At 70.9% G+C, this 25,528-nt stretch carries 26 protein-coding genes and 3 tRNA genes; 16 read left to right on the top strand and 13 right to left on the bottom strand.

What is annotated here, in order from left to right; all coding sequences use genetic code 11:
* A partial coding sequence (locus DEJ30_RS17970; protein WP_146238636.1) for a hypothetical protein occupies window positions 1-1,058 on the bottom strand: 1,058 nt, incomplete at its 3' end.
* A 34-nt stretch (window positions 1,059-1,092) separates the two neighbouring features.
* Entirely contained in the window at window positions 1,093-2,370 is a 1,278-nt protein-coding gene (locus tag DEJ30_RS17225) for a M23 family metallopeptidase (protein WP_110862877.1), read from the bottom strand.
* Window positions 2,371-2,628: 258 nt separating this feature from the next.
* Here DEJ30_RS17225 and DEJ30_RS17220 point away from each other — a divergent pair.
* From DEJ30_RS17220 to DEJ30_RS17210, 3 genes are all read left to right on the top strand, one after another.
* Window positions 2,629-2,701, top strand: a tRNA-Glu gene (locus tag DEJ30_RS17220).
* A 76-nt stretch (window positions 2,702-2,777) separates the two neighbouring features.
* A tRNA-Asp gene (locus DEJ30_RS17215) sits at window positions 2,778-2,854 on the top strand.
* Between the two features lies 1 nt (window position 2,855).
* Window positions 2,856-2,928 (top strand) — tRNA-Phe (locus DEJ30_RS17210).
* A 198-nt stretch (window positions 2,929-3,126) separates the two neighbouring features.
* Here the strand turns inward: DEJ30_RS17210 and DEJ30_RS17205 are convergent.
* Window positions 3,127-4,137 carry an aldo/keto reductase family protein gene (locus DEJ30_RS17205; protein WP_110862876.1) on the bottom strand — a complete coding sequence of 337 codons (1,011 nt, stop codon included), beginning with the start codon at window positions 4,135-4,137 and terminating at the stop codon, window positions 3,127-3,129.
* Window positions 4,138-4,440: 303 nt separating this feature from the next.
* Here DEJ30_RS17205 and DEJ30_RS17200 point away from each other — a divergent pair, with 303 nt between their 5' ends.
* On the top strand, window positions 4,441-4,689 hold the full coding sequence (locus tag DEJ30_RS17200) for a hypothetical protein (RefSeq protein WP_110862875.1): 249 nt from the start codon (window positions 4,441-4,443) through the stop codon (window positions 4,687-4,689).
* 59 nt (window positions 4,690-4,748) lie between these two features.
* Complete coding sequence (locus tag DEJ30_RS17195) at window positions 4,749-5,741, top strand: NAD-dependent epimerase/dehydratase family protein (protein WP_110862874.1); 993 nt, start codon at window positions 4,749-4,751, stop codon at window positions 5,739-5,741.
* A gap of 93 nt (window positions 5,742-5,834) precedes the next feature.
* Here the strand turns inward: DEJ30_RS17195 and rocD are convergent, their stop codons facing one another.
* Together rocD and ddaH are read right to left on the bottom strand one after the other, a co-directional pair.
* Window positions 5,835-7,064 (bottom strand): ornithine--oxo-acid transaminase, encoded by a 1,230-nt coding sequence (gene rocD, locus DEJ30_RS17190; protein ID WP_110862873.1) that lies wholly within the window; start codon window positions 7,062-7,064, stop codon window positions 5,835-5,837.
* Entirely contained in the window at window positions 7,064-7,972 is a 909-nt protein-coding gene (gene ddaH, locus DEJ30_RS17185) for a dimethylargininase (protein WP_110862872.1), read from the bottom strand. Before ddaH ends, rocD begins: the two co-directional genes overlap by 1 nt.
* A 246-nt stretch (window positions 7,973-8,218) precedes the next feature.
* Here ddaH and DEJ30_RS17180 point away from each other — a divergent pair, with 246 nt between their 5' ends.
* From DEJ30_RS17180 to DEJ30_RS17145, 8 genes are all read left to right on the top strand, one after another.
* Window positions 8,219-8,656: an Lrp/AsnC family transcriptional regulator gene (locus tag DEJ30_RS17180; protein ID WP_017887694.1), complete on the top strand. Its 438-nt coding sequence runs from the start codon at window positions 8,219-8,221 to the stop codon at window positions 8,654-8,656.
* A gap of 10 nt (window positions 8,657-8,666) precedes the next feature.
* Window positions 8,667-9,047 (top strand): hypothetical protein, encoded by a 381-nt coding sequence (locus tag DEJ30_RS17175; RefSeq protein WP_110862871.1) that lies wholly within the window; start codon window positions 8,667-8,669, stop codon window positions 9,045-9,047.
* A 3-nt stretch (window positions 9,048-9,050) separates the two neighbouring features.
* On the top strand, window positions 9,051-9,884 hold the full coding sequence (locus tag DEJ30_RS17170; RefSeq protein WP_110862870.1) for a nitroreductase family protein: 834 nt from the start codon (window positions 9,051-9,053) through the stop codon (window positions 9,882-9,884).
* The gene (locus tag DEJ30_RS17165; RefSeq protein ID WP_220032980.1) at window positions 9,881-10,642 is read left to right on the top strand and encodes a YqjF family protein; all 762 of its coding nucleotides are present in this window, start codon (window positions 9,881-9,883) and stop codon (window positions 10,640-10,642) included. The genes DEJ30_RS17170 and DEJ30_RS17165 overlap by 4 nt, the downstream gene beginning before the upstream one ends.
* Window positions 10,643-10,715: 73 nt before the next feature.
* Window positions 10,716-11,711 (top strand): SDR family oxidoreductase, encoded by a 996-nt coding sequence (locus DEJ30_RS17160; RefSeq protein ID WP_027467045.1) that lies wholly within the window; start codon window positions 10,716-10,718, stop codon window positions 11,709-11,711.
* A gap of 17 nt (window positions 11,712-11,728) precedes the next feature.
* On the top strand, window positions 11,729-12,061 hold the full coding sequence (locus DEJ30_RS17155) for a hypothetical protein (RefSeq protein ID WP_110862869.1): 333 nt from the start codon (window positions 11,729-11,731) through the stop codon (window positions 12,059-12,061).
* Window positions 12,062-12,094: 33 nt separating this feature from the next.
* A complete protein-coding gene (locus DEJ30_RS17150; RefSeq protein ID WP_110862868.1) occupies window positions 12,095-12,637 on the top strand; it encodes a dihydrofolate reductase family protein in 543 nt (180 codons plus the stop codon).
* A 10-nt stretch (window positions 12,638-12,647) separates the two neighbouring features.
* Entirely contained in the window at window positions 12,648-12,845 is a 198-nt protein-coding gene (locus DEJ30_RS17145) for a hypothetical protein (protein ID WP_110862867.1), read from the top strand.
* Between the two features lie 93 nt (window positions 12,846-12,938).
* Here DEJ30_RS17145 and DEJ30_RS17140 read toward each other — a convergent pair whose 3' ends face one another.
* The gene (locus DEJ30_RS17140; RefSeq protein ID WP_110862866.1) at window positions 12,939-16,508 is read right to left on the bottom strand and encodes a bifunctional proline dehydrogenase/L-glutamate gamma-semialdehyde dehydrogenase; all 3,570 of its coding nucleotides are present in this window, start codon (window positions 16,506-16,508) and stop codon (window positions 12,939-12,941) included.
* Window positions 16,509-16,636: 128 nt separating this feature from the next.
* Between DEJ30_RS17140 and DEJ30_RS17135 the strand changes: the two genes are divergently transcribed.
* Window positions 16,637-17,116 carry a MarR family winged helix-turn-helix transcriptional regulator gene (locus tag DEJ30_RS17135; RefSeq protein WP_071245301.1) on the top strand — a complete coding sequence of 160 codons (480 nt, stop codon included), beginning with the start codon at window positions 16,637-16,639 and terminating at the stop codon, window positions 17,114-17,116.
* On the opposite strand, the gene DEJ30_RS17130 is transcribed toward DEJ30_RS17135, so the two are convergent.
* The 5 genes from DEJ30_RS17130 to DEJ30_RS17110 form a co-directional block, all read right to left on the bottom strand.
* Window positions 17,113-17,835, bottom strand: coding sequence for a zf-HC2 domain-containing protein (locus DEJ30_RS17130; protein WP_110862865.1), 723 nt, complete (start codon window positions 17,833-17,835; stop codon window positions 17,113-17,115). The two genes, DEJ30_RS17135 and DEJ30_RS17130, sit on opposite strands and share 4 nt — an antisense overlap.
* Window positions 17,832-18,347, bottom strand: coding sequence for a sigma-70 family RNA polymerase sigma factor (locus tag DEJ30_RS17125; RefSeq protein WP_110862864.1), 516 nt, complete (start codon window positions 18,345-18,347; stop codon window positions 17,832-17,834). The genes DEJ30_RS17130 and DEJ30_RS17125 overlap by 4 nt, the downstream gene beginning before the upstream one ends.
* Window positions 18,344-19,033, bottom strand: coding sequence for a YceI family protein (locus tag DEJ30_RS17120; RefSeq protein WP_110862863.1), 690 nt, complete (start codon window positions 19,031-19,033; stop codon window positions 18,344-18,346). The genes DEJ30_RS17125 and DEJ30_RS17120 overlap by 4 nt, the downstream gene beginning before the upstream one ends.
* A gap of 42 nt (window positions 19,034-19,075) precedes the next feature.
* Window positions 19,076-20,158 (bottom strand): TerC family protein, encoded by a 1,083-nt coding sequence (locus tag DEJ30_RS17115; protein ID WP_110862862.1) that lies wholly within the window; start codon window positions 20,156-20,158, stop codon window positions 19,076-19,078.
* A gap of 119 nt (window positions 20,159-20,277) precedes the next feature.
* Entirely contained in the window at window positions 20,278-20,805 is a 528-nt protein-coding gene (locus DEJ30_RS17110; protein WP_110862861.1) for an ATP-binding protein, read from the bottom strand.
* A gap of 69 nt (window positions 20,806-20,874) precedes the next feature.
* Between DEJ30_RS17110 and DEJ30_RS17105 the strand changes: the two genes are divergently transcribed.
* Entirely contained in the window at window positions 20,875-21,732 is an 858-nt protein-coding gene (locus DEJ30_RS17105; protein WP_110862860.1) for an NAD-dependent epimerase/dehydratase family protein, read from the top strand.
* A gap of 68 nt (window positions 21,733-21,800) precedes the next feature.
* On the opposite strand, the gene DEJ30_RS17100 is transcribed toward DEJ30_RS17105, so the two are convergent.
* Both DEJ30_RS17100 and DEJ30_RS17095 read right to left on the bottom strand, forming a co-directional pair.
* Complete coding sequence (locus DEJ30_RS17100; RefSeq protein ID WP_110862859.1) at window positions 21,801-23,288, bottom strand: sugar porter family MFS transporter; 1,488 nt, start codon at window positions 23,286-23,288, stop codon at window positions 21,801-21,803.
* A gap of 110 nt (window positions 23,289-23,398) precedes the next feature.
* Window positions 23,399-24,367 carry a DNA-3-methyladenine glycosylase gene (locus DEJ30_RS17095; RefSeq protein WP_181420201.1) on the bottom strand — a complete coding sequence of 323 codons (969 nt, stop codon included), beginning with the start codon at window positions 24,365-24,367 and terminating at the stop codon, window positions 23,399-23,401.
* Between the two features lie 73 nt (window positions 24,368-24,440).
* Here DEJ30_RS17095 and DEJ30_RS17090 point away from each other — a divergent pair, with 73 nt between their 5' ends.
* Complete coding sequence (locus DEJ30_RS17090; protein ID WP_027467034.1) at window positions 24,441-25,469, top strand: 6-phosphofructokinase; 1,029 nt, start codon at window positions 24,441-24,443, stop codon at window positions 25,467-25,469.
* The last annotated feature ends 59 nt before the right edge of the window (window positions 25,470-25,528 follow it).

Genomic DNA, 25,528 nt, shown 5'->3' with positions numbered 1-25,528 from the left:
AGATGTGTATAAGAGACGGGGGCAGGGGCTGGCGCGGGAGCAGGTGCCGGGGCGGGTGCCGGCTTGCTCGGCGTGCTGGGGGTGCTCGGCTTGCTCGGGGTGCTCGGCTTCGCGGGGGTGCCGGGGTTCGACGGGGTGCTCGGCTTGGACGGCGTGCTCGGGACGGCCGGGGTGGAGGTCCCGCCGCCGGTGCTGCCGGTGCCGCCGGTGCTGCCGGTGTTGCCGGTGTTGCCCCCGCTCGTGCCCCCGCCGGTGGCGTTCCCGGTGCCGGCGTCGCCCGTCTGCTTGGCGATGGCGGCCGCGGCGGCCTTCGCCTGCTGCGCGCTCCAGTACGCGGTCTCGGTCGCGACGCTCGTGCCCTTCAGGTACGCGAGCTGGCGCAGCACCTCGGCCTGCTGGTCCTGTTCCTTCTGCACCCGGGCCTGGGCGCCTGCGGCCACGTCGTTGGCCGTCGCGAAGGTGGTCTTCGTCGCCTCGGTCGCCTTGCTCAGGGCCTTCTCGGCAGCGGACTGCTGGGCCGCCAGGGACTCGACGGTCTTCTGGTCGGCGCGTGCCTCGGCCAGGACGGTCGCGGAGCGCTCGGACAGGTGCGACATCGTGCCGACGCGGTAGAGCAGGTCCTTCGAGTCCGACGAGTCCATGAGCATCGTCGTCGACAGGTCACCGCCGCCCGTGCGGGACAGCTCGACCACGAGCCCGGCGACCTGGCCGGCCGAGTCGTCCGCCCGGTCCTTCGCACGCTTCGACTGCGCGGACAGGTCGGCGAGGGTGTCCTCGGCCTCCTGCTGCTGCGACGCCGCCAGGGCGTACGCCTGCCCGGCCTGCTGCTCGGCGACACCGGCCTGGTCGGCGGCGTCCTGCAGCGTGCCGAGCCGGTCGCTCAGCTCGTCGACCGTCTGCTGGGCGTCGGCCGCGTCGGACTTGGCGGCCTTGACGTCGTCCCAGGACGGACCCGACGGCGCGGCCTGGGCCGGTCCGGCGATGACGACCGACAGGCCGATACCGAGCACGGCGATGGTCGCGATCCCGCAGGAGAACGAGCGAGCGGAGGTGGTCATGACGTGGAACGACTCGTTCTGGTGGCGCTGATGCTCATACCGAGATCCCCCGCGCTGCCATGAAGGGGACCGGGTCGACGGCAGCGCCGTTGATCCGGGTCTCGAAGTGGAGGTGGCACCCGGTCGACCAGCCGGTCGAGCCGATCTTGGCGATCTGCTGCCCCGCGGTGACGTGCTGGCCGGCGGTGACCATGATCCCGCCGTCGACGACGTGGCCGTACGCGGTGGAGACGCCGCCGCCGTTGTCGAGGATGACCTCGTTGCCGTACCCGCCACCGTTGCCGGCGAAGGTGACGGTGCCGTCGTGTGCCGCGTAGATCGGGGCGTAGCAGGCCGGGGCCAGGTCGACGCCGGCGTGCAGGGCGCTGACGTGCGTGTAGGGGTCGACGCGGTAGCCGTAGGGACTGGTCTGGTACCCGCCGGCGGGACGAACCCAGCCCGCCGGGTTGGCGCTGCCGCCACCGGTGCCGCCCTGGCTGGTCGCCGCGGCCTTGGCTGCTGCCTTCGCGGCGGCTGCGGCCAGCCGGGCCTGGCGTGCCTTCTCGGCGGCGACGCCCTTGCGGTAGTCGGCCTCGACGCCGCGCTGCTTCGAGGTGAGCGCGGTCAGCTGCGCCTCGAGCCGGGACTCGTTGTCGTTCTGGGCGTCCACCGCGGTCTGTGCGGCGTCGGCGGCACCCTGGGCCCGCTGCATCTTCGACTGCGCTGCGTCGGCGAGGTCCCCGAGGGCCTGCTTGGCGCGGTCGGCCTTGTCGGCGAGGCCCTGGGCCACACCGCGGTCCTGCGAGGCCTGCGCGTAGATGCCCTCGGACTGCTCGCTGAGCTTCGACATTGCGCCGAGCTCGTAGAGCAGGTCGCCGGAGTCGGACGGGTGCGTGAGGATGTCCGTCGTCACGTCGTTGGCGCTGGCCCGACCGAGCTGCGCGGCGAGCTGACCGGCCTGCGCTTCGGACCGCGCGGCGGTCTGTTCGGCCTCGTCGGCCTGGGACTGCAGCGACTTCTGCTTGAGCGTCGCCTCGTCGTACTTGCTCTGCGCGACCTGGTACGCCTCGCCCGCGGCCTGCGCGGCCTTCTGCTTGGCAGCCGCCTCGCTCTTCAGCGTCGAGATGAGCGACTTGATCTCGCTGACCTTGGCCTGCTGGGCGCTGGTCGACGACCTCGCCTGCTCCACCTCGTCCCAGCTGGGGTAGCTCGCAGCGCTGGCGGACGACGTCGGGGCGAGGGCCGCGAGCGTACCGGCCGTGAGCGCGACGGCGACCGCGGCGGCGATCAGGCGGCTGCGGGTGCGGAGGGAGAAGGGAGTGGAGGTCGACATGTATCTCGATTTCGTAACAGCGCGGCAAGGCTCACGCACGTAACACTGTTAACAAGTGCAACAGTAACAACACGGGTCGCAGGCCCGACAGCCCCTCGGACGAGGGGTGCGGCCGCCGACGATGCTCGCACCGACAGCATCGGAGACCCGTGCGCTGACGGCGCGACACGCCGGGGATGCACGGTTGGCGGGGTCGGATTTGTGAAACCCGGGGGGCATCCGTATGCTTGTCCATCGGTAGCGCGATGCACTGCTTGCGGCCCTATCGTTTAGTGGCCTAGGACACCGCCCTTTCACGGCGGCAGCACGGGTTCGAATCCCGTTGGGGTCACTCCTTGAGTGAGCGAGCAAGTAGTACTGAACAACACCACAGCAAGACACAACACGCAGTACCCACAACACAACATGGCCCTGTAGCGCAGCTGGTTAGCGTGCCGCCCTGTCACGGCGGAGGTCGCGGGTTCAAGTCCCGTCAGGGTCGCCACGGCTGGATAGCTCAGTTGGTAGAGCGTTCGACTGAAAATCGAAAGGTCCACGGATCGATGCCGTGTCCAGCCACCGGTGAAGGCCCCCTGCTTCGGCAGGGGGCCTTTTCCGTTGTCTGAGCGGCGTGGCGTCGATCGCCGTGCACAACCAAAGTCACCCGAGACCACGCAGCAGCGCAGTTCCGGGTGACTTTCGTTGTGCGGCTCGCGTTCGCGCCGGGTCGCCGACGGCCTGGAGGCACGGGTCGACTCCGCACGTCGGCTTCTTCGGCTAGGCCTCGCGGGTCTTCGGGCTGCTGTCGTTCGTCTTCGCGGGGTTGCGCTCGACCACAGCGCCCAGGGCGTCGTCGATCCGCGACATGAGCTCCGCCGGGATCGTGACGCCGGCAGCGCCAGCGTTGTCGTGCACCTGCTCCGGACGCGAGGCCCCGATGATCGCCGAGGCGACGTTCTCGTTCTGCAGGACCCAGGCCACCGCGAGCTGCGCCATCGACAGGTTGAGCTCGTCGGCGACCGGCTGCAGCTCCTGCACCGAGGACAGCACCTCGTCGCGCATGAACCGCTTGATCATGTCCGCGCCACCCTTGTCGTCGGTCGCGCGGGAACCCTCGGGCAGCGGCTGGCCCGGCTTGTACTTGCCGGTGAGCACACCCTGGGCGATCGGGGACCAGACGATCTGCGAGATGCCGAGTTCCTTCGAGGTGGGGACGACCTCGTCCTCGATGACCCGCCAGAGCGCCGAGTACTGCGGCTGGTTCGAGATGAGCTGGAAGCCGAGGTCCTTCGCGAGCGCAGCACCCGCACGCAGCTGGTCCGCGGTCCACTCGCTGACGCCGACGTACAGGACCTTGCCCTGGCGCACGATGTCCGCGAAGGCCTGCATCGTCTCTTCGAGCGGGGTCTCGTGGTCGTAGCGGTGCGCCTGGTACAGGTCGACGTAGTCCGTCTGCAGCCGCTGCAGCGAGCCGTCGATCGACTCGAGGATGTGCTTGCGGGACAGCCCGGTGTCGTTGTGGCCCTTCGGACCCGTCGGCCCGAAGACCTTCGTGGCGATCTCGAGGGACTGGCGCCGCTCCCCCTTGAGCGCTTCGCCGAGGACCGTCTCCGCGCCGGTGTTGGCGTAGACGTCGGCGGTGTCGAACGTCGAGATGCCGACCTCGAGGGCGGCCTTGACGCAGGCGATCGCCGCGTCGTTCTCGACCTGGGAGGCGTGGGTGAGCCAGTTGCCGTAGGTGATCTCGGAGACCTTGAGGCCCGAGTTGCCGAGGTAGCGGTACTCCATGTGCGTGTCACTCCTGTCGTGGGGCGCGTCGGTGCGACCCGAACCGTGACGGTAGTCGCGCCGCCCCCAGGAGCACTCGGCCAGCAAGCGGATTCCTGTAGGCTGAAGTTTCAGATGCGACAGCCCAAGACGAAACCCCGGCGATGTGGCCTGCGGAACGCTGCAGACCTGCAGCTCCGCGCTTGGGCAACTGCTCGTCGCCCAGGCTCATCCTGGCTCGACGTCGTTCCCCTCGACGCACAAGGCAAGAACGATCTGGTCGTCGCGCGAAGGCGTGCCACGCGAGGGGGGAAGCGAGCAGAGGTGCACGGGCGAGTCGTCGCCGAACTGAGCTTCGGGTTCTGGCGGTACCTGTTCGAGTCTCGCTACCTGACGGCCTTGTGGACACCAGCACTCCACCACGCGTTCCCACACGGCCCAGCGGATGCGCTGACTCGCCAGGACCACGACTACGCGATCGAACTGCTCGGATGGATCCACCCCGGCGCCGCGGCTTGGGCACAGGACGTGACGATGCTCGGCACGGTGCTCGATGCCCGACCCAGCATCTGAGGGGCAGGATCGAAAGGGTTGCGGCACAGAGCGGTGTCGCCGGAAGCGAGGGAGCATCCATGACCGGAGCGAGCGTGTTGTTCATCGGCGGGAGCGGCGTCATCAGCGCCGCCTGCGTCCGGGAAGCCGTCGAGCAGGGGTTCGACGTGACCGTGCTCAACCGGGGGACCACCGGGGGCAGGCCGATCCCGGAGGGTGTGACGCGCCTCCAGGCCGACGTGTCGGACCGCAGCGCACTGGCGGACGCACTCGGCGACCAGCGCTTCGACGTGGTCGTGAACTGGATCGCCTTCACGCCGGACCAGGTGCAGGCCGACGTCGACTTCTTCGCGGGGCGGACGCGGCAGTACGTGTTCATCAGCTCGGCCTCGGCGTACCAGACGCCGGCGACGCACCTGCCGATCACGGAGTCGACACCGCTGAAGAACCCGTACTGGCAGTACTCGCGCGACAAGATCGCGTGCGAGGAACTGCTGATGGAGGCGTACCGGGAGCAGGACTTCCCGGTGACGATCGTGCGGCCGTCGCACACCTACGACGAGACGAAGCTGCCGCTGACCGGCGGGTGGACCGCTGTCGCTCGGATGCGCGCCGGCAAGCCGATCATCATCACCGGCGACGGCACCTCGCTGTGGACCCTGACCCACAGCCGTGACTTCGCGGTCGGGTTCACCGGACTGCTCGACCGGGCCGAGGCGATCGGTGAGCCCTTCACGATCACGAGCGACGAGGCGCCGACCTGGAACGCCATCGCGCACGAGATCGCGGCGGCGGCCGGAGTCGAGGACCTGCGGATCGTGCACGTGCCGGCGGATGCCATCGCTGCTGCGGACGCGGAGTGGGGCGCGGCGCTGCTCGGCGACAAGGCGAACAGCTCGGTGTTCGACAACAGCAAGGTCCGGTCGCTCGTGCCGTGGTACCGGCCGCGCACGACCTACCGGCAGGGTGTGCGCGAGGTCATCGCCTGGTACGAGGCCCACCCCGAGGAGCAGGTCGTCGACGAGCGGCTCGATGCCCTGATGGACGAGCTGGCGGCCCGCTGGGCGGTGTAAGCCGCGGCGGCGCTCGCGAGACACCGGTGTTCGCGCTCCGCACCGCGGGATGCGGGGGTTCAACGCGCGAACACCGGTGTCTTGCGGATCAGATCAGGCGCGCGCCGTCAGGACGTCGGCCAGGGTTCCGATCGCGAAGCGCACCTCGTCGTCGGTGACGACCAGGGGCGGCGCGAAGCGAATCGTCGACCCGTGGGTGTCCTTCACCAGGAGCCCGCGGTCGGCGAGGTCCTTCGCGATCGCCTTGCCGGTGCCGAGCGCGGGGTCGATGTCGATCCCCGCCCAGAGTCCGGCGACCCGGTGCGAGACGACACCCTTGCCGAGCAGGTCGTCGAGCAGGCCGCGCAACAGCGGTTCGCCGTCGAGGGCCCGCTGCTGGAACGTGCCCTCTCCGAGCATCGCCACGACCTCGGCGCCGACGGCTGCGGCGAGCGGGTTGCCCCCGAAGGTCGACCCGTGTTCGCCGGGGCGCAGGACCCCGAGGACGGCAGCCGAACCGACGACCGCCGACACCGGCACGATGCCGCCGCCGAGGGCCTTGCCGAGTGTGATGAGGTCGGGGCGGACCCCGACGCGCTGCACCGCGAGCGTGTGCCCCGTGCGACCGAGACCGGACTGGATCTCGTCGGCGATGAACAGCGCACCGAACTCGTCGCAGACCGCGCGGACGTCAGGAAGGTAGGACTCCGGCGGGATGACCACGCCGCCCTCGCCCTGGATCGGCTCGAGCAACACGGCGACGACGGTCTCGTCCATCGCCTCGCGCAGAGCCGCAGCGTCGCCGTACGGCACCGTGCGGAACCCCGGTGTGTACGGCCCGAAGTCATCATGGGCCGAGGGGTCGTCGGAGAACGAGATGATCGTCGTCGTGCGGCCGTGGAAGTTGCCGGACGCCACGATGATCGTCGCCCGCTCGGCCGGCACGCCCTTGACGCGGTAGCCCCAGGCGCGGGACACCTTGATCGCGGACTCGACGGCCTCGGCACCGGTGTTCATCGGCAGGACCATCTCGGTCTCCGTCAACGCCGCCAGTGCTGCCGCGAACGGCCCGAGCTGGTCGTTGACGAATGCCCGGCTGGTCAGCGTCACGCGGTCGAGCTGCGCCCGTGCGGCGTCGAGCAGCCGCGGGTTGCCGTGGCCGAAGTTCACCGCCGAGTACGCGGCGAGGCCGTCCAGGTACTGCTTGCCGTCGACGTCGGTGACGGTCGCTCCGGCACCCGACGCGATGACGACGGGCAGCGGGCTGTAGTTGTGCGCGAGGGCGCGGTCCTCGACGGCGAGCGCCGCCGCGGTGTTGACCCCGAGCGACGCTGCCGCCGACATCAGCTGACCCCGAGCGAACGCGCGACCGAGGTGCCGGTGCCGACCGGGTGCAGGTCGAGGGTGCAGCACTTCACGCCGCCACCGCCGAGCAGCAGCTCGGAGAGGTCGACGCCGATCGGGTTGTAGCCCTTCTCCTTCAGCTGCGACGCGAACGTGGTCGCCCGGGCGGCGATCACGACGTTGTACCCGTCGGAGTACGAGTTCAGGCCGAGGATCGCGGCGTCTTCTTCGGTCGCGATGATCGCGTCCGGGAAGCGCTCGCGCAGGATCGCCAGCGACGGCTCGTCGAAGGCACTCTCCAGGTAGGCGATGTTGCTCGTCCCGTCGACGGAGGGCTCGGGGTCGAGCACGGCGATGGCGGTGTCGAGGTGGTAGAAGCTCGGGTTGATGAGCTTGAGCGTGACGACCTCGCGGCCGTAGATCTTCGCGAGCTCGTCGTGCGAGGTGCTGTCCGACCGGAACCCGGTGCCGGCGAAGATGGTGTCCCCGATGAGCAGGAAGTCACCCTCGCCCTCGTTGGTCTGCTCCGGCTCGGCGACGGTCAGGCCCGCCTGTCGGAACCAGTCCATGTAGGCGGGGCCCTCGGGCTGGCGCTCCGGGTACTGGAACTTCGCGCCGTACGCGATGCCGTCGAGGACGAAGCCGCCGTTGGCCGCGTAGACCATGTCCGGCAGGCCGTCGATGGGGTCGATGTACGAGATGTCGAAGCCGAGCTGCTCGTAGACCGCGACGAGCGACTCCCACTGCTCGACGGCCTTCGACGTGTCGGTCGGCTCCTCCGGGTGCATCCACGGGTTGATCCGGTAGCTCACGGTGTAGAAGTCCGGCTTGCACATCAGGATCGTGCGCTTGGTGGCGACACGGGCCGGGGTGGCGACGGACTCGGGGGCGGGTGCGGTGTTCGACATCAGTCCTCCTGGAAGGGACCGGGGCCCGAGCCTGCCAGGAACCGAAACGGAACGAGGGGAAGAGCTCCGGTGAGATGCAGGCTCACTCACCGCAGCGGACCAGGTCGACGCCACTCCGAAGTCTGGCATGAACCGTCCGACGAGTGCAGTCCCCCGCCTGCGGGACCGTGGCACCCGTTCGGGTGACGCACGTTTCGTGCGCGAGACCCACCGGGCTCGCAACAAGTCCGCGTACGATAGGGACAAATGGATACGCTCGACCACCGCATCCTGGATCAGCTCCGGGACAACGCCCGCGCCGGCTACGGCGACATCGGGTCGGTGGTCGGACTCTCGGCCTCGGCCGTCAAGCGCCGCGTCGACCGGCTGGTCGGTGACGGCGTCATCCAGGGCTTCACGATCAAGGTCGACCCCGCCGTCGAGGACCGCGGCACCGAGGCCTGGGTCGAGCTCTACTGCCGCGGCACCGTCTCGCCCGACGAGCTGCGTGCCCTGCTCGACACCGTCCCCGAGGTCATCGACGCCGGCACGGTCACCGGCAGCGCCGACGCCGTCGTGCACATGCGCTCGAAGGACCTGTCCGCGCTCGAAGAGGCGCTGGACAAGGTCCGCCTCGCACCCCAGGTCGACCACACCCGCTCCGCGATCGTGCTCTCCAAGCTCGTCAGTCGAGAGACCGCGTAACGTCCCACGCATGGGACGGAAGACGGTCTGGAGGCGCGGCTCAGCACCCACGGGATCGCGCCCGGCCCGGCAGCTGGTCACCGCTGCGAGCGTCGCCTACGTCGCGAACTGCCTGTGGGGCACCGCGGTCGCCGTGCGGCTGATCCGCACGAAGAAGCTCCGCGTCGTGCACCACGGGCTGTTCGTCGTGACCGCCACCCTGACCGGCGTCGCCGCGACCACCCCCGTGTGGACGCGCGACCGCACCGCACTGTTCCTGCTGCCGGCACTCGTGCCCCTGGCGGTCGCTCCACGCACGAACCCGCGCTCCGGAGCACACTGGAGGGTCGCGGTCGCCGCCGCACCGTCCTACCTGGGGGCCGTGCTCGCACGCAGGCGATCAGAGAGGTGAGCAGTGGAGCTGTTCGAGGCCATCCGACGACGACGCACGACGAACGGGCCGTTCCTGCCCGACCCGGTGTCGGACGAGCACCAGCGACTGCTCATGGAGCTCGCCGGACGGGCGCCGTCGCAGCTCAACAGCCAGCCGTGGCGCTTCGTGCTGATCGAGGAACGCCGGACGATCGACCGCGTCGCCGAGATCAGCGGCAGCTCGATGACCCGCACGATGGCCGAGGGCACGTTCTTCGAGCGGTACAAGCCGTACTTCCGGTTCTCGAAGGCCGAGATGGACGAGCGACGCGACGGCATGCTGTTCGACAAGCTCCCCGGGCCGCTGCGGCCGTTCACGAAGCAGGTGTTCACGAAGCGCGGGCAGCTGCTCATGAACACGCTCCGGGTGCCGCAGACCCTGGGTGAGGAGAACCGGAAGCTCGTCGCCGGGTCGCCGCTGCTGCTCGGCGTGATGCTCGACCGCCACGAGTACCGCAAGGAGGAGCTGTCCGGCTTCTACTCGGTGTTCAGCATGGGCGCGGCGATGGAGAACATCTGGCTCGCGACGACCGAGCTCGGCCTGGGGATCCAGTTCGTGTCCTTCCCGATGGAGACCCCCGGCGCGTGGGAGGAGATCGAGGGACTGCTCCGCGTCCCCGAGTCGCTCGAGCTGATGGCCGTCTACCGGATCGGGTACCTGCCCCCGGAACGACGACGGCCGGCCATCGACTGGACGTCGAGCGAGCGGAAGCGTCCCTCGCAGTACGTGTTCCGCGGCACCTGCGACACCCCGCAGCAGGGGTGGGACGACGCACCCGTCGCAGCCCACATCGAACCGGAGGCGACCACATCGTGACCGACACCCGACCCGCCCAGAGCGCTCCGAGCCTCCAGGCCGTCGCCCCCGCCCTGCCGGGCCGCCCCTGGATCTCGCAGGACTGGCTCGACGTCGTCTTCGTGCACTGGCGCGTCGACGTGTCGGCGGTGGCCCCGTTGCTGCCGGCCGGCACCCGGCCCGACACGATGGCACTCGACGGCACCGACGACGGGGTGACCACCTGGGTGGGCCTCATCGCGTTCCGGTTCGAGGACACCCGGTTCCCGCCGTTCTCGACCGGGAGCATCGGCGACTTCGTCGAGCTGAACGTCCGCGTCTACACGGTCGACGAGCAGGGGCAGCGCGGGGTGGTGTTCCTGTCGCTCGACGCCGGCAAGCTCCTGCCGACCATCGGTGCACGCGTCGCGACCGGCCTGCCGTACCGGTGGGCGGTCGCGGAGTCGCGCAGCGGTGACGGCCGCGTGGGGTACGCGATGCGTCGGCACGGCACCCACCTGCGGTCGATGCTCGACGTGCGCGTGGGCGAAGTACTCGACGAGCCGGGGCCGCTCGAGACGTTCCTGACGGCGCGGTGGGGCATGCACGTGCACCGGGCGGGGCGGACGCGGTTCTGGCCGAACGAGCACGAGTCGTGGCCGTTGCACCGGGCCTCGGTGGTGTCGCTGCGGGACGACCTGGTCGGGGCCGCCGGGTTGCCCTTCGGGCTGACCGAGCTCGAGCCGGACTCGGTGCTCTACTCGCCGGGGGTCACGACGCGGTTCGGTCGGGGGCGCTGAGGCCCGGCTCCTGCTGCCGCGTCGGGGGACAGCGGCTGAGTGGTGCACGGTCGGCCGCAGGTACAAGGGAGCCATGACTCGAGTGGCAGTGGTGACCGGTGGATCCGCAGGACTGGGACGGGCGACGGTCCGGGAGCTCGCCGCACGGGGGTGGGACGTGGCCGTCCTGGCCCGCGGGCAGGAGGGCGTCGACGCGGCGGTCGCCGAGGTCGAGGCCGCCGGGCGACGCGGGCTGGCCCTGGTCGCCGACGTCTCCGACCGCGACGCCGTCGAGGCCGCGGCCGACCGGGTCGAGCGGGAGCTCGGACCGATCGACCTGTGGGTGAACGGCGTGATGGTCGGGGTGTTCGGGAAGTTCCTCGACACCGCACCGGAGGACTTCGAGCGGGCGCTGCACGTCACCTACCTCGGCTTCGTGAACGGCACCCGGTCGGCACTGTCGCGGATGGTCCCCCGCGGTCGTGGGCACGTGATCCAGGTCGGTTCGGCGCTCGGGTTCCGCGGGATCCCCCTGCAGGCCGCGTACTGCGGTGCGAAGCACGCGATCGTCGGGTTCACCGAGTCCGTCGTCTCCGAACTGCGCGAACAGGGCAGCAAGGTCAAGGTGTCCCGCGTGGACATGCCGGCACTCAACACGATCCAGTTCCAGTGGGTGAAGTCGAAGCTGCCGCACCACCCGCAGCCGGTCGCCCCGATCTACCAGCCCGAGGTCGGTGCCCGGGCCATCGCCGCCGTGGCCGAGCGGCCGCGGAGCCGCACCTGGGTGGGCGAGTCCACCGTCTACACGATCCTCGGCAACCGGATCAGCGGGCGCTTCGCCGACTGGTACGCCGCCAAGACCCTGGTGGACGGGCAGCAGGCACCCGACAAGGACGGCCTCGAGATGCGGGACAACCTGTACGAGCCGGTGCCGGGCGACCACGGTGCGCACGGGGTCTTCGACGAGTCAGCGCACGCGTGGTCGCCGCAGACGTGGTGGGTGGAGCACCGCCGGGTCGGCAACGGCATCATCGGGGCCGTGCTCGGTGCCGCCGGGGCCGCTGCACTCGTCGCGGGACGCCGACGATGAGCCGCCGGTCGTCTGCCGTGAACGGGGCAGCCGTCGTCGAGTTGGCCCGGGCCGGGCTCGGCCTGTGGCACCTGAGCCGTGCGGCCCGAGGGTACGACCAGGCGGTGCTGCACGGCGTGCTCGGGGTCCGGCAGGTCGCACAGGCCACTCTCGTCGCGCGGGCGGGGTCCGGCAACGCGCACACGCTGAGCGCGGTCGTGGACGCCCTGCACGGTGCGACGATGGTGCCGTTGGCCGTCGCCGATCCCCGTCGACGCCGGTTCGCGCTCGACCAGCTCTGGATCGCAGCGCTGCTCGCGGTCGCCGAGGCAGCGGTCGTCGGTCGCGGCGGTCGCGGCCGTCGTCGCTGACTCCTGTCGGGGGTGCTCGGTAGCGTCCCCGGCATGAGCACGATCTACTCCGTCGCGTCCTCGCTGGACGGCTTCGTCGCTGCGCCCGACGACGACCTCGACTGGCTGCTGCAGTTCGGTTTCGAGCCGTTCCAGGAGCACCACGACCGGTTCTTCGCCGGCGTCGGGGCGATCGCGATGGGGTCGACGACGTACGAGTGGCTGCTCGAGCACGACGACACGTGGGCGTACCCGGACCTGGCGACGTGGGTGTTCACGACCCGAGACCTGCCGGTGCCCGACGGCGTCGATGTGCGCTTCGTCTCCGGCGAGGTCGGTGACCACCAGGCCGATCTCGAGCGCGAGGCCGACGGGCGCGACGTCTGGGTCGTCGGCGGCGGACTGCTCGCGGCGCAGTACCAGCAGGCGGGCATCCTCGACGAGCTGCGGGTCACCGTGATGCCGGTCGCGCTCGGCGGCGGAGCACCCCTGCTGCCGGTCGCCGCACCGACCCGGGTGTTCGAGCTCGTCGGCACCACGCAGTTCGACGGCGGGGCGGTCGAACTCCACTACCGTTCCGCAGCAACCGCGGCGTAGCGTCCGGAGCATGAGCGACAACGAGCAGACCGAGCCCGTCATGGACGGTGCCACCGATGCGACGAACCACGAGAAGCTGCAGGGCCTGATCGAGCAGGTCGACCACGACCACGCGGGTGAAGGTGCCGGCGTGATGGCAGACCACCTGCGGGACCGCATGGACGAGACCGGCGTCGAGGACGAAGACGCGGGTGACGCCGAGGACTGATCCTCGAGTCACTTCGTGAGCAGAAGAGGTCGGGTCCCGTTCGGGTACCCGACCTCTTCTGCTCACGAAGCGGAACGCACGAAGCGGAAGTGCCTAGACGCGCAGCTCGGAAAAGTCGCTGTCGACGTCGCCGAACCGGTGCGCGGTGATCGACACCGACTGCTCGCGCAGGTACGGCAGCATCTCGATCACGCCGGCCTCGACCACGGGGCCGCCGTGGATCGCGACGTCGATGCTCGCACCCAGGGCTTCTTCGAGGGCGAGGGGGTCACCGCCGAGCAGCCGGATCCGGGCACCGGGACCACCGAACGCCGTGTGGGCCGGCCGGTCCTGCCCCTGGGACAACACGGCCTCGAGCGCGTCGACGGGCTGGTCGTCCTGGCCACTGGACCAGTCCGCTTGGAACACGGCCCCCGACGACGCGCGGGCGTGGAACTCCTGGTCGGACTCGACCAGGTGGTCGACGACGTCGAGCGGGGACCGGTTCGATGCGAGCAGCTGCGTGAGCGGGCCGGGCAGCGGCCGAGCCGTGCTGAGCAGGATGTGCGCACGTGCCGAGGTCGCGGCGACGAGCGTCCGGACGAGGTCCACGGTCGAGGCGTCCTCGGCCTGCCGGACGATGACGGACTGGGGGCGGTGACGCAGCACGTTCCGCTGCACCACGAGCCCGGACAGGTCCCGCGACCGGAAGAGCGTCTCTCGTGCGCGCACGTCGCTCAGGGCCCCGGCGCGGACACGGTCGAACTCCTCGAACGACAGCCCGCTGCGTGCGGCCTCGATCACCGCGGTGACGCGCGGGGGCAGGCCGTGCAGCTGGATGCTCTTGTGCACCGTGCGGGACGTGGGCAGCCACCGGCCGAGCGTCGCGACGTACATGGGGCCGCCGGCCTTGGTGCCGGTACCGACCGAGGAACCCTTCCAGCCGCCGAACGGCTGGCGCCCCACGACGGCACCGGTGATGCCGCGGTTGACGGACAGGTTGCCGGCGCGGACCCGGGCCAGCCACTCGGACACCTCGTCGACGTCGAGCGAGTGGATGCCCGCCGTCAGCCCGAAGTCGGTGCCGTTCTGGATGGCGATCGCCTGGTCGAGGGTCTCGGCGCGCATGATGCCGAGCACCGGGCCGGAGTACTCGGTCTGGTGGAAGTCACTGCCGGGGCGGACGCCGTCTCGGATGCCCGGCGACCAGAGCCGGCCGGAGTCGTCGACCGCCTCGGGCTGCACGAGCCAGGACTCCCCCGGCCCGAGCTCGGTCAGACCCCGGCGGAGCTTGCCCTGCGGTTCGGCGATGAGCGGGCCGACCTGCGCCGTGGGGTCGTCGGGCCACGCGACCCGGAGCGTGCGGGTGGCGTCGACGAGCTGCCGTTGGAAGCGTTCGCTCTCACCCACCGACCCGACCAGGATCACGAGGGACGCCGCCGAGCACTGCTGTCCGGCGTGCCCGAAGGCGGACTGCACGATGTCCTGCACCGCCAGGTCGAGGTCGGCGCTCGGCGTGACGACGATGGCGTTCTTGCCGCTCGTCTCGGCGGTGAGCGGCAGCCCGGCTCGCCACCAGCGGAACGAGCGGGCAGTGTCGGACGAGCCGGTCAGGATGATGCGGTCGACCGTGGGGTGGCCGATGAGGTCGCGACCGAGTTCGTCCTCGGCCAGGTCGACGAGCTGCAGCAGCGAGTGCGGCACCCCGGCGTCCCAGAGCACGTCGGCGAGCACGGCACCGGAGCGCTTGGCCTCGGGCGCGGGCTTGAGCACGACACCGCTGCCCGCGGCGAGCGCCGCCAGCACGCCACCGGCGGGGATCGCGACGGGGGAGCTCCACGGAGGTACCACGACGGTCAGCCGCGGCGGCACGTACTGCGCGCCCTCGATGTCCCCGAGGCGGCGGGCGCTCTCGGCGTAGTAGTGGGCGGCGTCGACGGCCTCGGTCACCTCGGTGTCGGCCTCGGCGAAGGTCTTGCCGGTCTCGGCGGCCATCACCTCGATCAGGTCGGCTCGGCGGGTCTCGAGTTCGTGCCCGATGAGGTCGAGGAGCTCGGCACGGTCGGACGGGTCCTGCCGCCCCCAGTTCACGCCGGCCTGGGCGGTCCGCGCCATGATCCGCTCGAGCTTGGACCGGTCGGCGACCTTCGCACCGCGGACGGTCTGCGCGCCGAGCTGCGAGCGCGGCACCCGGCGCAGGACGTCGAGCGCCCAGGACCGGTTCGCGGCGACGGACGGGTCGGTGTCGGGGGCGTTGCGGAACGCGTCGCGCAGGACCGGTTCGCCGAGGGCACGGTGGCGGTCCTGCGTGCGGTGGCTGGCGGGGACGGGCTCGTCGAGTGCGGCGACGGACGCCAGGAACCGGCCGTGCTCCCGCTCGAAGACGCTGTCGTCGTGGTCGATGTCGGCTGCGGCGGCGATGAAGTTCTCGGGGCTCGCGGTCTCCTGCAGGCGACGGGCGAGGTACGCGATGGCCGAGTCGAACTCGTCCGGTTGCACGACGGGCGTGTAGAGCAGGATCTGCCCGACGTCGGCCCGGACGGCCTGGGCGTGGGTGGACGCCATCCCGAGCAGCATCTCGACGTCGACGGCGTCGGTGACCCCGCGGCGCTGCGCGAGCACCCACGCGGTGGCGAGGTCGAACAGGTTGTGCCCGGCGACCCCGATCCGCACGGCGTCGGTGCGCTCGGGCGTCAGTGCGGTGTCGAGCATCCGGAGGTAGGCGGTGTCGGTCTCGCGCTTGCTGCCCCAGGTGGCGAGGGGCCACCCGTGCAGGATCGCGTCGACGTGCTCCATGGCGAGGTTCGCGCCCTTGACGAGCCGCACCGTGATCGGGGCACCGCCGCGCGCCCGGCGTTCCTGCGCCCACTCGGTCAGCGTCTCGAGCGCTCCCGCGGCGTCGGGCAGGTAGGCCTGCAGCACGATGCCGGCCTGCAGGTCGGCGAACTCGTCGCGGTCGAGCAGCGCCCGGAACACGGCGAGGGTGACGTCGAGGTCGCGGTACTCCTCGATGTCGAGGTTGATGAACTTGGCCGGGCGTCCGGAAGCCGTCGGCGCCGCGGCCAGGCGGTAGAGCGGGACGAGCCGGTCGACGACGCGCTCGACCGTCTGGTCGAAGGCCCACGGCGACGTCTGCGGCACGACGGAGCTCACCTTGATCGACACGTGGTCGACGTCGTCGCGGGCGAGCAGGTCCATCGTGCCCTGCAGGCGTCGGTCGCTCTCGGCGCTGCCGAGGACGGCTTCGCCGAGCAGGTTCACGTTCAGTCGCGTACCCGGACCGCGGACCTTGGCGAGGGCCGGGCCGAGCTTGCTCGTGCTCGCGTCGATGACCAGGTGCCCGGTCATCCGGCGCAGGATCCGGCGCGCGGTCGGGATCACGGCCCACGGCGCCATGGTGGCGAACCCACCGCCGAGCGTCACCGCCCCGCGCAGGTACCAGGCGAGGAAGTCGGGGACGTCACGGCTCAGCTGCTCGAGGTTCCGTGCCGCCACCCGGGGGTCTTCGGGGCGGATGACCTTGTCCACGAAACCCCGGGTGAAGTCGAGGCCCTGCTCGTCGCGCAGGACCTCGGCCAGACGGGCCGCACCCGGGTCGGGCTTCACCCCGGCCGACGCCGCCAGCCACCGGCGCACGAGCGCGACGGCGTCATCGGTGGTGTCCTGGAGGCGAGCACTCGGCATCCCCCGATCGTATGCCGCACGTCCGACGCGACCTCGGAGCACGCCGTGCGTCGACCAGGAGTCATCCGAGCGGATGAAAGGGGTCGCTGCGCGGTCCGACCGTCCGCCCGGTGGATACGCTGGTCGGCATGTCGACGGAGGGCAACGGTGGCCACGACTGGGCCACCTGGGACGCGTACCACGACGTCTGGCGACGACTTGACCGGGCGCTCGACCGGGCAGTCCAGGCGGGCGCCGGCATCTCCGTCCCCGAGTTCGAGATCCTGATCGGCCTGCATCGCGACCCCGACCACCGTCTGCGCGTCCGGGACATCGCCGCGGGCATCGGCTGGGAGAAGTCGCGCGTCAGCCACCAGGTCACGCGGATGGTCTCCCGCGGCCTGGTCGAGCGGGCGGACTGCCCGAGCGACGCCCGCGGCAGCTGGGTGGTGATGACCGCGGACGGCCGTCGCGCGGTGCTCGCCGGCATCCGCGCGCACACCGGGGCGCTCGAGGACCTGTTCTGGAGGCCCGTGGGGACCGACGCCGAGACGCTGCGGTCCGTCAGTGCGCGCGTCCAGGACGCCATCGGCCCCGACGACGCATCGGACGAGGCCGACGTCGGCTAGAGCGTGACGACGGCGAGCGCGCCGCGCTCACCGCGCAGCCGGACCTGCACGCTCTTGATCTCGTCCCGCGGGATGTCCGTCGACGCCGACAGCCCTCGTGCGTCCGCGCCGGCGGCCGTCCACGACCCCACGGTCTGCGTCGTACCGTCGGTCCGGACGACGACGAGGTCGTAGAGGATCGACCCGTCCGGCGACCACTCCTTGCCGCCGTACGAGCACCCCCAGTCGAAGCGGGTGCCCCACTGCTCGCCGCTGATGGCGAGCTGGACGTCGAGTCCCTGCACGCCGGTCATGTCGTAGCGGTCCGCGGTGGCAGCTGCCATCGGAGCGGCACCGGCCTGCACCGTGGTGCGCTCCCCCGCGGCGCCGACCGCGAGCCCGCCCAGGACGGCGGCGACCACCGCGAGTCCCGCGGTGGCGGCGGCCCAGACCCGGCGACGGCGGCGACGGTGTCGGACGCGGTGTGCGACGGAGGCGAGGTCGCTCTCGGAACGGGTGTCGGGCCTCCCGTCGGGTTCTGCGATCTCGATCGCCTGGTCGGCCGGCAGCTTTCCGAGCAGACCCGGCAGACCGACCAGCTCGGCGACGGCGGCCGCACAGCGGTCGCACGTCTCGAGGTGCCGTTCGTACTCCAGCCGTTCACTGGACGGGAGCGACCCCAGGACGTAGGCGGCATCCCACTCCACGTACTCGTCGTGGGCTGCCTTGTCGTCGCTCATCGGGTCACTCCTCGTTCCTGCAGTGCGAGCCGGAGGGCTCGCAGCCCGTAGTGCAACCGCGACTTGGCGGTGCCCTCCGGGATGTCGTGTCGTCGTGCGATCTCCGGCACCGTGTGCCCGAGCCAGTACGCGTCCACCACCACGCGGCGGTGGTCCGGGGTCAGCGACGCGAGTGCGTCGGCGACCACGATCCGGTCCAGCACGGCGTCCGTGCTGTCCGACTCGATCCGTTCGACCTGGTGCTCGGTGCCGTGCTCGCGGCGGTTGCGCGCCGACCGTGCGTCGTCGACCACCAGGTTGCGCGCCACCGTGAAGAGCCACGCCCGCGCGCTGTCGGGTGCCCGTTCGAGCACGGCCGGACGCTGCCAGGCGCGGACCATCGTCTCCTGCACGACGTCCTCGACGCTCGAGCCGTCCCGCGTGAGGTGCCGGACGTACCGCGTGAGCGCGTCACCGTGCTCGCGGTACAGCGTCGCGAGCAGCTCGTCCGCGGAACGACTCGTCACGGTCACTTCCCGAGGTCGAGGGAGAACTCGACGGAGCCCTTCCCGTCCACGGTGACGAAGCCGAGCGACGGGGCCTTCACGCCGTAGTCGGCGAAGGTGATCGGCACGGTGCCGGCGACCTGGACGGTGCCACCATCGCCGACCGCGACCTGCGCGTCGGCCGTGACCGGCTTCTCGACGCCGTGCAGGTCCATCGTGCCGGTCAGGGTGACGTCCTGCGTGGAGCCGTCGAGCGCCTTCGTGACGTCGACGGGCTTCGTGAGCTCGAACGTCGCCGTGGGGTACTCGTCGGTCTGCAGCGCGGTGGAGCGGAAGTACTCGTCGCGGGCGGCTTCGGGGGTGCTGATCTTGCCGACCTGGACGGTGACGGTCGCCTGGGTGAGGGAACCGCCGTCGACGACGGCGGTGCCCTTGACGTCCTCCGTGCGCCCGACCACGTCCACATCATTCCCCTGCAGGACCTCGTGCACCCGGTACCCGGCGTACGAGCTGCTCTTGCTGGTCCAGGTGCCGTCACCGTCCTTCGCGTCGAGGGTGCCGGACGAGGACGCCGACAGCGAGGGTGCTGCGGCGGCCTGGCGGTTGACGGTGTTCGCGTAGATGACCGGGCCGGCGATGACGGCTGCTGCCGCCACGACGACGACGCCGGCGGAGATCCCGATGATGACCTTGGTTCGTTTGCGGAGTGCCATACCCTCAACGACGAGGCAGCCGGGCGGATCGTTCAAACGGTGTCAGTCGGACGTGCGGGCTCGGTCCTGGTCGGCTCGGTCCTGGTCGGCCCGGTCGTCGTCGATCGCTGCGTCGTCCGCCGCTGTGTCGTCCGCGGTCACGGCGTCGGCGGCGGCGGGGGTCTCCCCGCGCATCCGGATGAGGCTCGCCAGCGTCGACACGGCCATCGCGGCGACGATCACCAGCAGGGACACCCACGTGTTGATCTCCGGCGCCCACTCGATGTGGTGGCCGCCGTTCAGGAACGGCAGCTCGTTGTCGTGCAGCGCGTGCAGCACGAGCTTCACGCCGATGAAGGCCAGGATCACGGCGATGCCGTACTTCAGGTAGACCAGACGCTCGAGCAGTCCGCCCAGCAGGAAGTAGAGCTGGCGCAGGCCCATCAGCGCGAAGACGTTCGCGGTGAACACGATGAAGGGGCTCTCGGTGATGCCGAAGATCGCCGGGATCGAGTCGAGCGCGAACAGCAGGTCGGTGGTACCGATCGCGATGAGCACGATGAGCAGCGGTGTGAAGTGCCGGACACCGTCGTGGTGGGTGCGGAACTTCATGCCGTCGTACGTGTCGGTGAGACGGACCCGGCGGCGCAGCAGCCGGACGATGAAGGTGTCCTTCTGCTCGTCCTCGTCCTCGCCGCGGAGCTGCTGGATCGCCGTCCAGATCAGCCAGGCGCCGAAGATGTAGAAGATCCACGAGAAGTTCTCGATGAGCTGCGCGCCGACCAGGATGAAGATCCCGCGGAGCACGAGCGCGATGATGATGCCGAGCAGCAGCACCTCTTGTTGGATCTTCTTCGGCACCGAGAAGCGCGCCATGATGATGACGAACACGAACAGGTTGTCGATGCTCAGGCTGTACTCCGTCAGCCAGCCCGCCAGGAACTGCCCAGCGGAGTCGCCACCGGCGAAGACCAGCATGAGCACCGCGAAGATCAGCGCCAGCCCGACGTAGATGCCCACCCAGACGCCGGATTCGCGCAGCGTCGGCACGTGCGGGCGACGCGCGACGATGAGCAGGTCGGCGAGCAGGATCGCGACCAGGGCGATCATCGAGCCGACTTCGAACACGACGGGGAGCTCGGGCATGCGGAGCCTTCCTTGCTGGTGGTGGGGCGGGTGGCTTCGTGAGCGACCCGCACCAGTCTCCGGCATGATCCGGGCGGTGGCGAACCCCGGGGCTGCGTGCGGCGGACAGAGTCGTACTGTCAGCGCTCTGAGGTCACCGCGTCCGCGACCGCCCGGGCCACCTCGCTGGCGGGGACCTCGGTCGCGTCGATGACCTCGGCCTCGGCGTGCAGCCAGCCGCGCGCCGCCGCGGCGTAGGCGTCGACGTACGCGAACCGGAACGTCGACGGCCCCAGGATCGGGTCGTTCTGGATCCGGTCGCGGAGCGTCGGCCCGTCGACGTGCAGCACGAAGTGCCGGACCGGGATCCCGTGGGAGGCGAGCCCCGCCGCGATCTCACGCCAGTAGGCCTCGACCAGGACCGTCATCGGCATGATGAGCGGCCCGCCCACGTAGTCGTGCACCCGGCGAGCGGTCTCGACCACGAGCGGCCGCCACGGGTCCCAGTGCTGGAAGTTGTCGCTGACCGGCAGCCCCGGCGTGACGTCCATCAGCACCTCGCCGACCTTCTCGGCGTCGAGGATCCGCGAGCCGGGCAACAGCGGCTGGAGCAGTCGGCTCGTCGTCGTCTTCCCCGCCCCGTGGGTCCCGTTCAACCAGACGATCACAGGACGAACCTAGTGGTGTCGACGCCCAGCTCCCCGGAGGTGGTCATCGGCGCATGCCAAGGTCGAGCCGTGCAGAACTCCACGACAGTCGTCATCGCCGGATGCGGCGACCTCGGGACCGAAGCCGGACTGCGCTTCGCCGACCAGGGCCACCACGTGATCGGACTCCGCCGCCGCGCCGAGTTGATCCCCGCGCCGATCACCGGCCGGAGCGTCGACCTGCGACACGAGGTCCCCGAGATCCCCGCCGACACGAGCGTCGTCGTCGTGGCTTTCGCCGCGGGCAGCCGCGACGTCGACGAGTACCGCGCCACCTACGTCGACGGCCTGCGCAACGTGCTCGACGGCATCGACGCCTCGGACGCCGACCCCCGGGTGCTCGTCGTGTCCTCGACCGCCGTGTACGACGTCTCGGACGGCAGCGAGGTCACCGAGGAGACCCCGGCGCGCGGGGCGACCCCGACCGCCGAGGTCCTGGTCGAAGCCGAGGTCCTGCTGCGCGAGCGCGCTCCCGGCGCTGTGCTGGTCCGGCTGTCAGGCGTCTACGGTCCGGGCCGTGAGCGGCTCATCGACCAGGTCCGATCCGGTGCCGCACGGCTGGCGCCGGGGACCTCACCGCACACGAACCGCATCCACCGCGACGACGCCGCCGCCGCGCTCGTGCACCTGGCGGCCCTGCCCGACCCGGCACCGCTCTACCTGGGCACCGACGACGAGCCGAGCCGGCTGGACGACGTGCTGCGGTTCCTGGCCGACGAACTCCACGTCGCCGAGCCGTCCACGGGCGACGGTGACGCGCGGCAGGCCGGCGGCGACAAGCGCTTGTCGAACGCGTTGCTCCGGTCGACGGGATGGGTGCCGCAGTACCCGACGTTCCGCGAGGGCTACCGCGCCGTGCTGGCGGGTGCGGGCACCCGCCACCCGTGACGCGCACGGGAGCCGCCACCTGACGGACGGGAGGCCCGTGGCGCACGCGACCGCGGGCCTCCCGTCCGTCAGGCGGTCCGGTCCACCGCGCGACGCTCGCGTCCGCCCCGGTGCGGCAGGAACGTCTCGTCCCGAAGGGACTGCTCGATCTGTTCCAGGGACTTGCCCTTCGTCTCCGGCACCCGCAGGAACACCAGGACCCACCCGAGCACGTTGAGCGCGGCGTAGACGAGCATCGTGCCGCCCAGGCTGATCCAGCCGGTCAGAGTCAGCGCGGTCGAGGTCACCAGCAGGTTGGCGCCCCAGAGGACCATCGCGTGCAGGCTCGTCGCGGCGGCCCGGATCCGCAGCGGGTACATCTCGGAACCGACGAGCCACCCGACGACCTGGATGCCACCGGCCTGGAAGAACATGAACGCCAGGATCAGCACGAGCGTGAGCACCGGTGAGGGCTTGCCGTCCTGCACGTAGAAGAGCACACCGAACAGGCCGATGCTCACCGCGGCACCCGGCAGCATCACGAGGGTCAGCCGTCGACGCCCGATCCGGTCCACCAACCGCGACCCGACGAACGTCATCACGAGGTAGACGACCCCCACACCGACGTTCGCCCACAGGGAGTAGACATGCGGGAACCCGGCATCGGTGAGGATCGTCGGCGTGTAGTAGATCATCATCTCGAGGCCGGTCAGCTGCGTGAACGCGGCGACGATGAGCCCCGCGATCAGGGCTGGCCGGACCCACGGCTTGCGCAGCTGGGCCCACTGCCCGGAACCGGCGCTCGGTTCGGCATCGTCGAGCTTGCGGATGTCGTCGAGCTCGTCCTCGGCGGCATCGTGGTCCGGGCGAAGCCAGCGCAGCACCCGTCGAGCCGGACCGATGCGGTCCTGCGACACGAACCAGCGCGGGCTCTCGGGCAGGCGGAGCATCCCGAGCAGCAGCACGATGGCGGGGGCGGCGGCGACCCCGATCATGAAGCGCCAGGACACGACGCCGTTCAGGGCCACCCCGACGATGGCGGCGGACAGGATGCCGACGCCGATCGCGCAGTTGAACACCGTGACCAGGCTGCCGCGGCGCGGGCCCGGGGCGATCTCGGCGATGTACGTGGGGATCGTCTGGGTCGAACCACCCACCGCCAGACCGAGGAACAGCCGGCTGAGGATCAGGAACACCGGACTCGGCGACACCGCGGCGAAGAGCACACCCAGGCCGAAGACCCCCGCGATGAGCAGGATGGTCCGCCGCCGACCGATCTTCGCCGAGATCGGACCGGTGACGAGTGCGCCGAGGATCGCGCCGACCAGGATCGACGCCGTGATGAACTCCTTGACGGCGGACCCGATCGAGAACTCCTTGCCGATCTCGATGAGCGTGCCGGAGATGACGCCGGTGTCGTAGCCGTAGAGCAGCCCGCCGAGGGCCGCGACGAACGCGACCCGGGTGACGTGCCGCTTCGTGACGCGAGCCGTCTCGGCCGACCCCGTGTCCTCGGGGATCTCCGGGGGGACGCCGGGGACCTTGTCGTGCTCGTCCTCGTCGGTGGTGGTCGTCATCGCGTCCTCTCCGGGTCCTGTCCGAGTCCTGTCCGTGCCGGGAGTGCCCGGGCCGGGCCTCACGGTAGGCGGACCAGCACGAACGGACGTTGAGGAAGCGTCGCTCGCGCTCAGTGCCCCCGATGGTCCTGGATCGTGATCCGCGGCCCGAACGACGGCTTCCGGAACCCGGAGCCCCCGATCAACCGCACGACACGCTCCCGGTGCCCACGCCAGGGTTCGAGCAGCTCGAGCATCCCGTCGTCGTCGACCGGCGCACCCGTGAGCGCCCACCCGACGAGCGCCGGCACGTGGAAGTCCCCCACGCTCGGCGAGTCCGGGTCGCCGTGGGAGCGCTGCGCCGTCTCGGCGGCGGTCCACCGACCGACCCCGGGGATCGACTGCAGCTTCGTGGACACGACCTCGCCACCGCGCCCGTGCGCCAGGGTCCGTTCGAGTGCGGGCGCGACCTTCACTGCGCGCATCACGGTGGCCGAGCGCCCCGGTTCGATGCCTGCGCGGTGCCACTCCCAGCTCGGGATCCGTGCCCACGTCGGAGCGTCCGGCGGCACCATCATGCCCGCGGGTGCCGGACCGGGCGCCGGTGTGCCGTGCCGACGGAGCAGGTACCGCCACGCGCCCCACGCCTGCCGCGAGGTCACCTTCTGCTCCATGATCGCCGGCACGAGCATCGCGACCACGGTGTTCGTGCGGAGCAGCCGGAGCCCGGGCTGCCGGTGTCGTGCCGCGGCCAGGAACTCGTTGCCGGAGACGTCGAACGACGACCAGTCGTCGCCGCGTCCGAGCAGATCGGGGGCGTGCTCGACCGCCCACGGGGCTCCGCTGCCCCACGCCGACACCGCGATGGTGTCGCCGGTCCGCCGGATCGCCACGGAAGCGGGACCGGAGGGTGTGCGCAGCGCGAGCCACACGACCCCACCGACCACCTGGAAGGCCGGGTCGCCGGAGCCGCGCTGCAGGGGCCGCAGGGTCGACGCGACGTCCACCGCGCCTCCAGGCCGGTACACCGTGTCGACGCGAGACGCGTCACCGGACGCACCAGCGGCCGCAGGCGGCGAAGCGGAAGCGAGCAGGGACACACGGGGATGGTAATGCGGAACCACCGTCAGTCATGATGGGCACTGATCCCCACCACCCGACGACGGAGCTCCCATGCGCATCGGCATCCTCACCTCCGGAGGCGACTGCCCCGGCCTGAACGCGGTCATCCGCGCGATCGTCCTGAAGGGCATCGCCATCTACGGACACGACTTCGTCGGCTTCCGCGACGGGTGGCGCGGCGTGGTCGACGGCGACATCGTCCCGCTCGGCCGTAAGGACATCCAGGGCATCGCGAAGCAGGGCGGCACGATCCTCGGCACCAGCCGCACGAACCCGTTCGAGGGCCCCAACGGCGGGGTCGAGAACATCTCCGCGACCCTGCAGCGGCACGGAATCGACGCGATCGTCGCGATCGGCGGCGAGGGCACCCTGGCCGCTGCGAAGCGCCTGACCGACGCCGGCCTGAAGATCGTGGGCGTGCCGAAGACGGTCGACAACGACCTGGGCGCGACCGACTACACCTTCGGCTTCGACACCGCCGTCGCCATCGCCACCGAGGCGATGGACCGCCTGCGCACCACCGGTGAGTCGCACTCGCGCTGCATGGTGGCCGAGGTGATGGGCCGGCACGTGGGCTGGATCGCGCTGCACTCCGGCATGGCCGCGGGCGCGCACGCGATCCTGATCCCCGAGCAGAAGACGAGCATGGAACAGATCGCGAAGTGGGTGCGGGCCGCCTACGACCGCGGGCGCGCACCGCTCGTGGTGGTGGCCGAGGGCTTCGTCCCCGACCACGAGGACACGGCGCACACCGAGCGGGGGCTCGACGCCTTCGGGCGCCCGCGGCTGGGCGGCATCGGCGAGCGCCTCGCGCCGCTCATCGAGGAGATGACCGGCATCGAGACGCGTGCCACGACCCTGGGGCACATCCAGCGCGGTGGCACGCCGACCGCGTACGACCGGGTGCTGTCGACCCGGCTCGGGCTGGCGGCGATCGACTCGGTCGTCGAGGAGCGCTGGGGCCGGATGGTGGCGCTCCGGGGCACCGAGATCGAGCACGTCTCGTTCGAGGAGGCGCTCGGCGAGCTCAAGACGGTGCCGCAGGCGCGGTTCGACGAGGCCGCCATCATGTTCGGCTGAGTGGGCTGGGGCGGGGGCTGGGCGCTGTCTCTTATACACATCTGACGCTGCCGACGACT

It is taken from the genome of Curtobacterium sp. MCPF17_003 (genome assembly GCF_003224385.1).
GTDB lineage: Bacteria > Actinomycetota > Actinomycetes > Actinomycetales > Microbacteriaceae > Curtobacterium > Curtobacterium flaccumfaciens.
This window is presented reverse-complemented; position numbering and strand designations above follow the sequence as displayed.

Excerpts from the sequence above, each read along its gene's own strand:
- DEJ30_RS17225 (WP_110862877.1), bottom strand. The coding sequence starts at position 2,370 with ATGTCGACCTCCACTCCCTTCTCCCTCCGCACCCGCAGCCGCCTGATC.
- DEJ30_RS17205 (WP_110862876.1), bottom strand. The coding sequence starts at position 4,137 with ATGGAGTACCGCTACCTCGGCAACTCGGGCCTCAAGGTCTCCGAGATC.
- DEJ30_RS17195 (WP_110862874.1), top strand. The coding sequence starts at position 4,749 with ATGACCGGAGCGAGCGTGTTGTTCATCGGCGGGAGCGGCGTCATCAGC.
- rocD (WP_110862873.1), bottom strand. The coding sequence starts at position 7,064 with ATGTCGGCGGCAGCGTCGCTCGGGGTCAACACCGCGGCGGCGCTCGCC.
- ddaH (WP_110862872.1), bottom strand. The coding sequence starts at position 7,972 with ATGTCGAACACCGCACCCGCCCCCGAGTCCGTCGCCACCCCGGCCCGT.
- DEJ30_RS17180 (WP_017887694.1), top strand. The coding sequence starts at position 8,219 with ATGGATACGCTCGACCACCGCATCCTGGATCAGCTCCGGGACAACGCC.
- DEJ30_RS17175 (WP_110862871.1), top strand. The coding sequence starts at position 8,667 with ATGGGACGGAAGACGGTCTGGAGGCGCGGCTCAGCACCCACGGGATCG.
- DEJ30_RS17160 (WP_027467045.1), top strand. The coding sequence starts at position 10,716 with ATGACTCGAGTGGCAGTGGTGACCGGTGGATCCGCAGGACTGGGACGG.
- DEJ30_RS17150 (WP_110862868.1), top strand. The coding sequence starts at position 12,095 with ATGAGCACGATCTACTCCGTCGCGTCCTCGCTGGACGGCTTCGTCGCT.
- DEJ30_RS17145 (WP_110862867.1), top strand. The coding sequence starts at position 12,648 with ATGAGCGACAACGAGCAGACCGAGCCCGTCATGGACGGTGCCACCGAT.
- DEJ30_RS17140 (WP_110862866.1), bottom strand. The coding sequence starts at position 16,508 with ATGCCGAGTGCTCGCCTCCAGGACACCACCGATGACGCCGTCGCGCTC.
- DEJ30_RS17135 (WP_071245301.1), top strand. The coding sequence starts at position 16,637 with ATGTCGACGGAGGGCAACGGTGGCCACGACTGGGCCACCTGGGACGCG.
- DEJ30_RS17130 (WP_110862865.1), bottom strand. The coding sequence starts at position 17,835 with ATGAGCGACGACAAGGCAGCCCACGACGAGTACGTGGAGTGGGATGCC.
- DEJ30_RS17120 (WP_110862863.1), bottom strand. The coding sequence starts at position 19,033 with ATGGCACTCCGCAAACGAACCAAGGTCATCATCGGGATCTCCGCCGGC.
- DEJ30_RS17115 (WP_110862862.1), bottom strand. The coding sequence starts at position 20,158 with ATGCCCGAGCTCCCCGTCGTGTTCGAAGTCGGCTCGATGATCGCCCTG.
- DEJ30_RS17100 (WP_110862859.1), bottom strand. The coding sequence starts at position 23,288 with ATGACGACCACCACCGACGAGGACGAGCACGACAAGGTCCCCGGCGTC.
- DEJ30_RS17090 (WP_027467034.1), top strand. The coding sequence starts at position 24,441 with ATGCGCATCGGCATCCTCACCTCCGGAGGCGACTGCCCCGGCCTGAAC.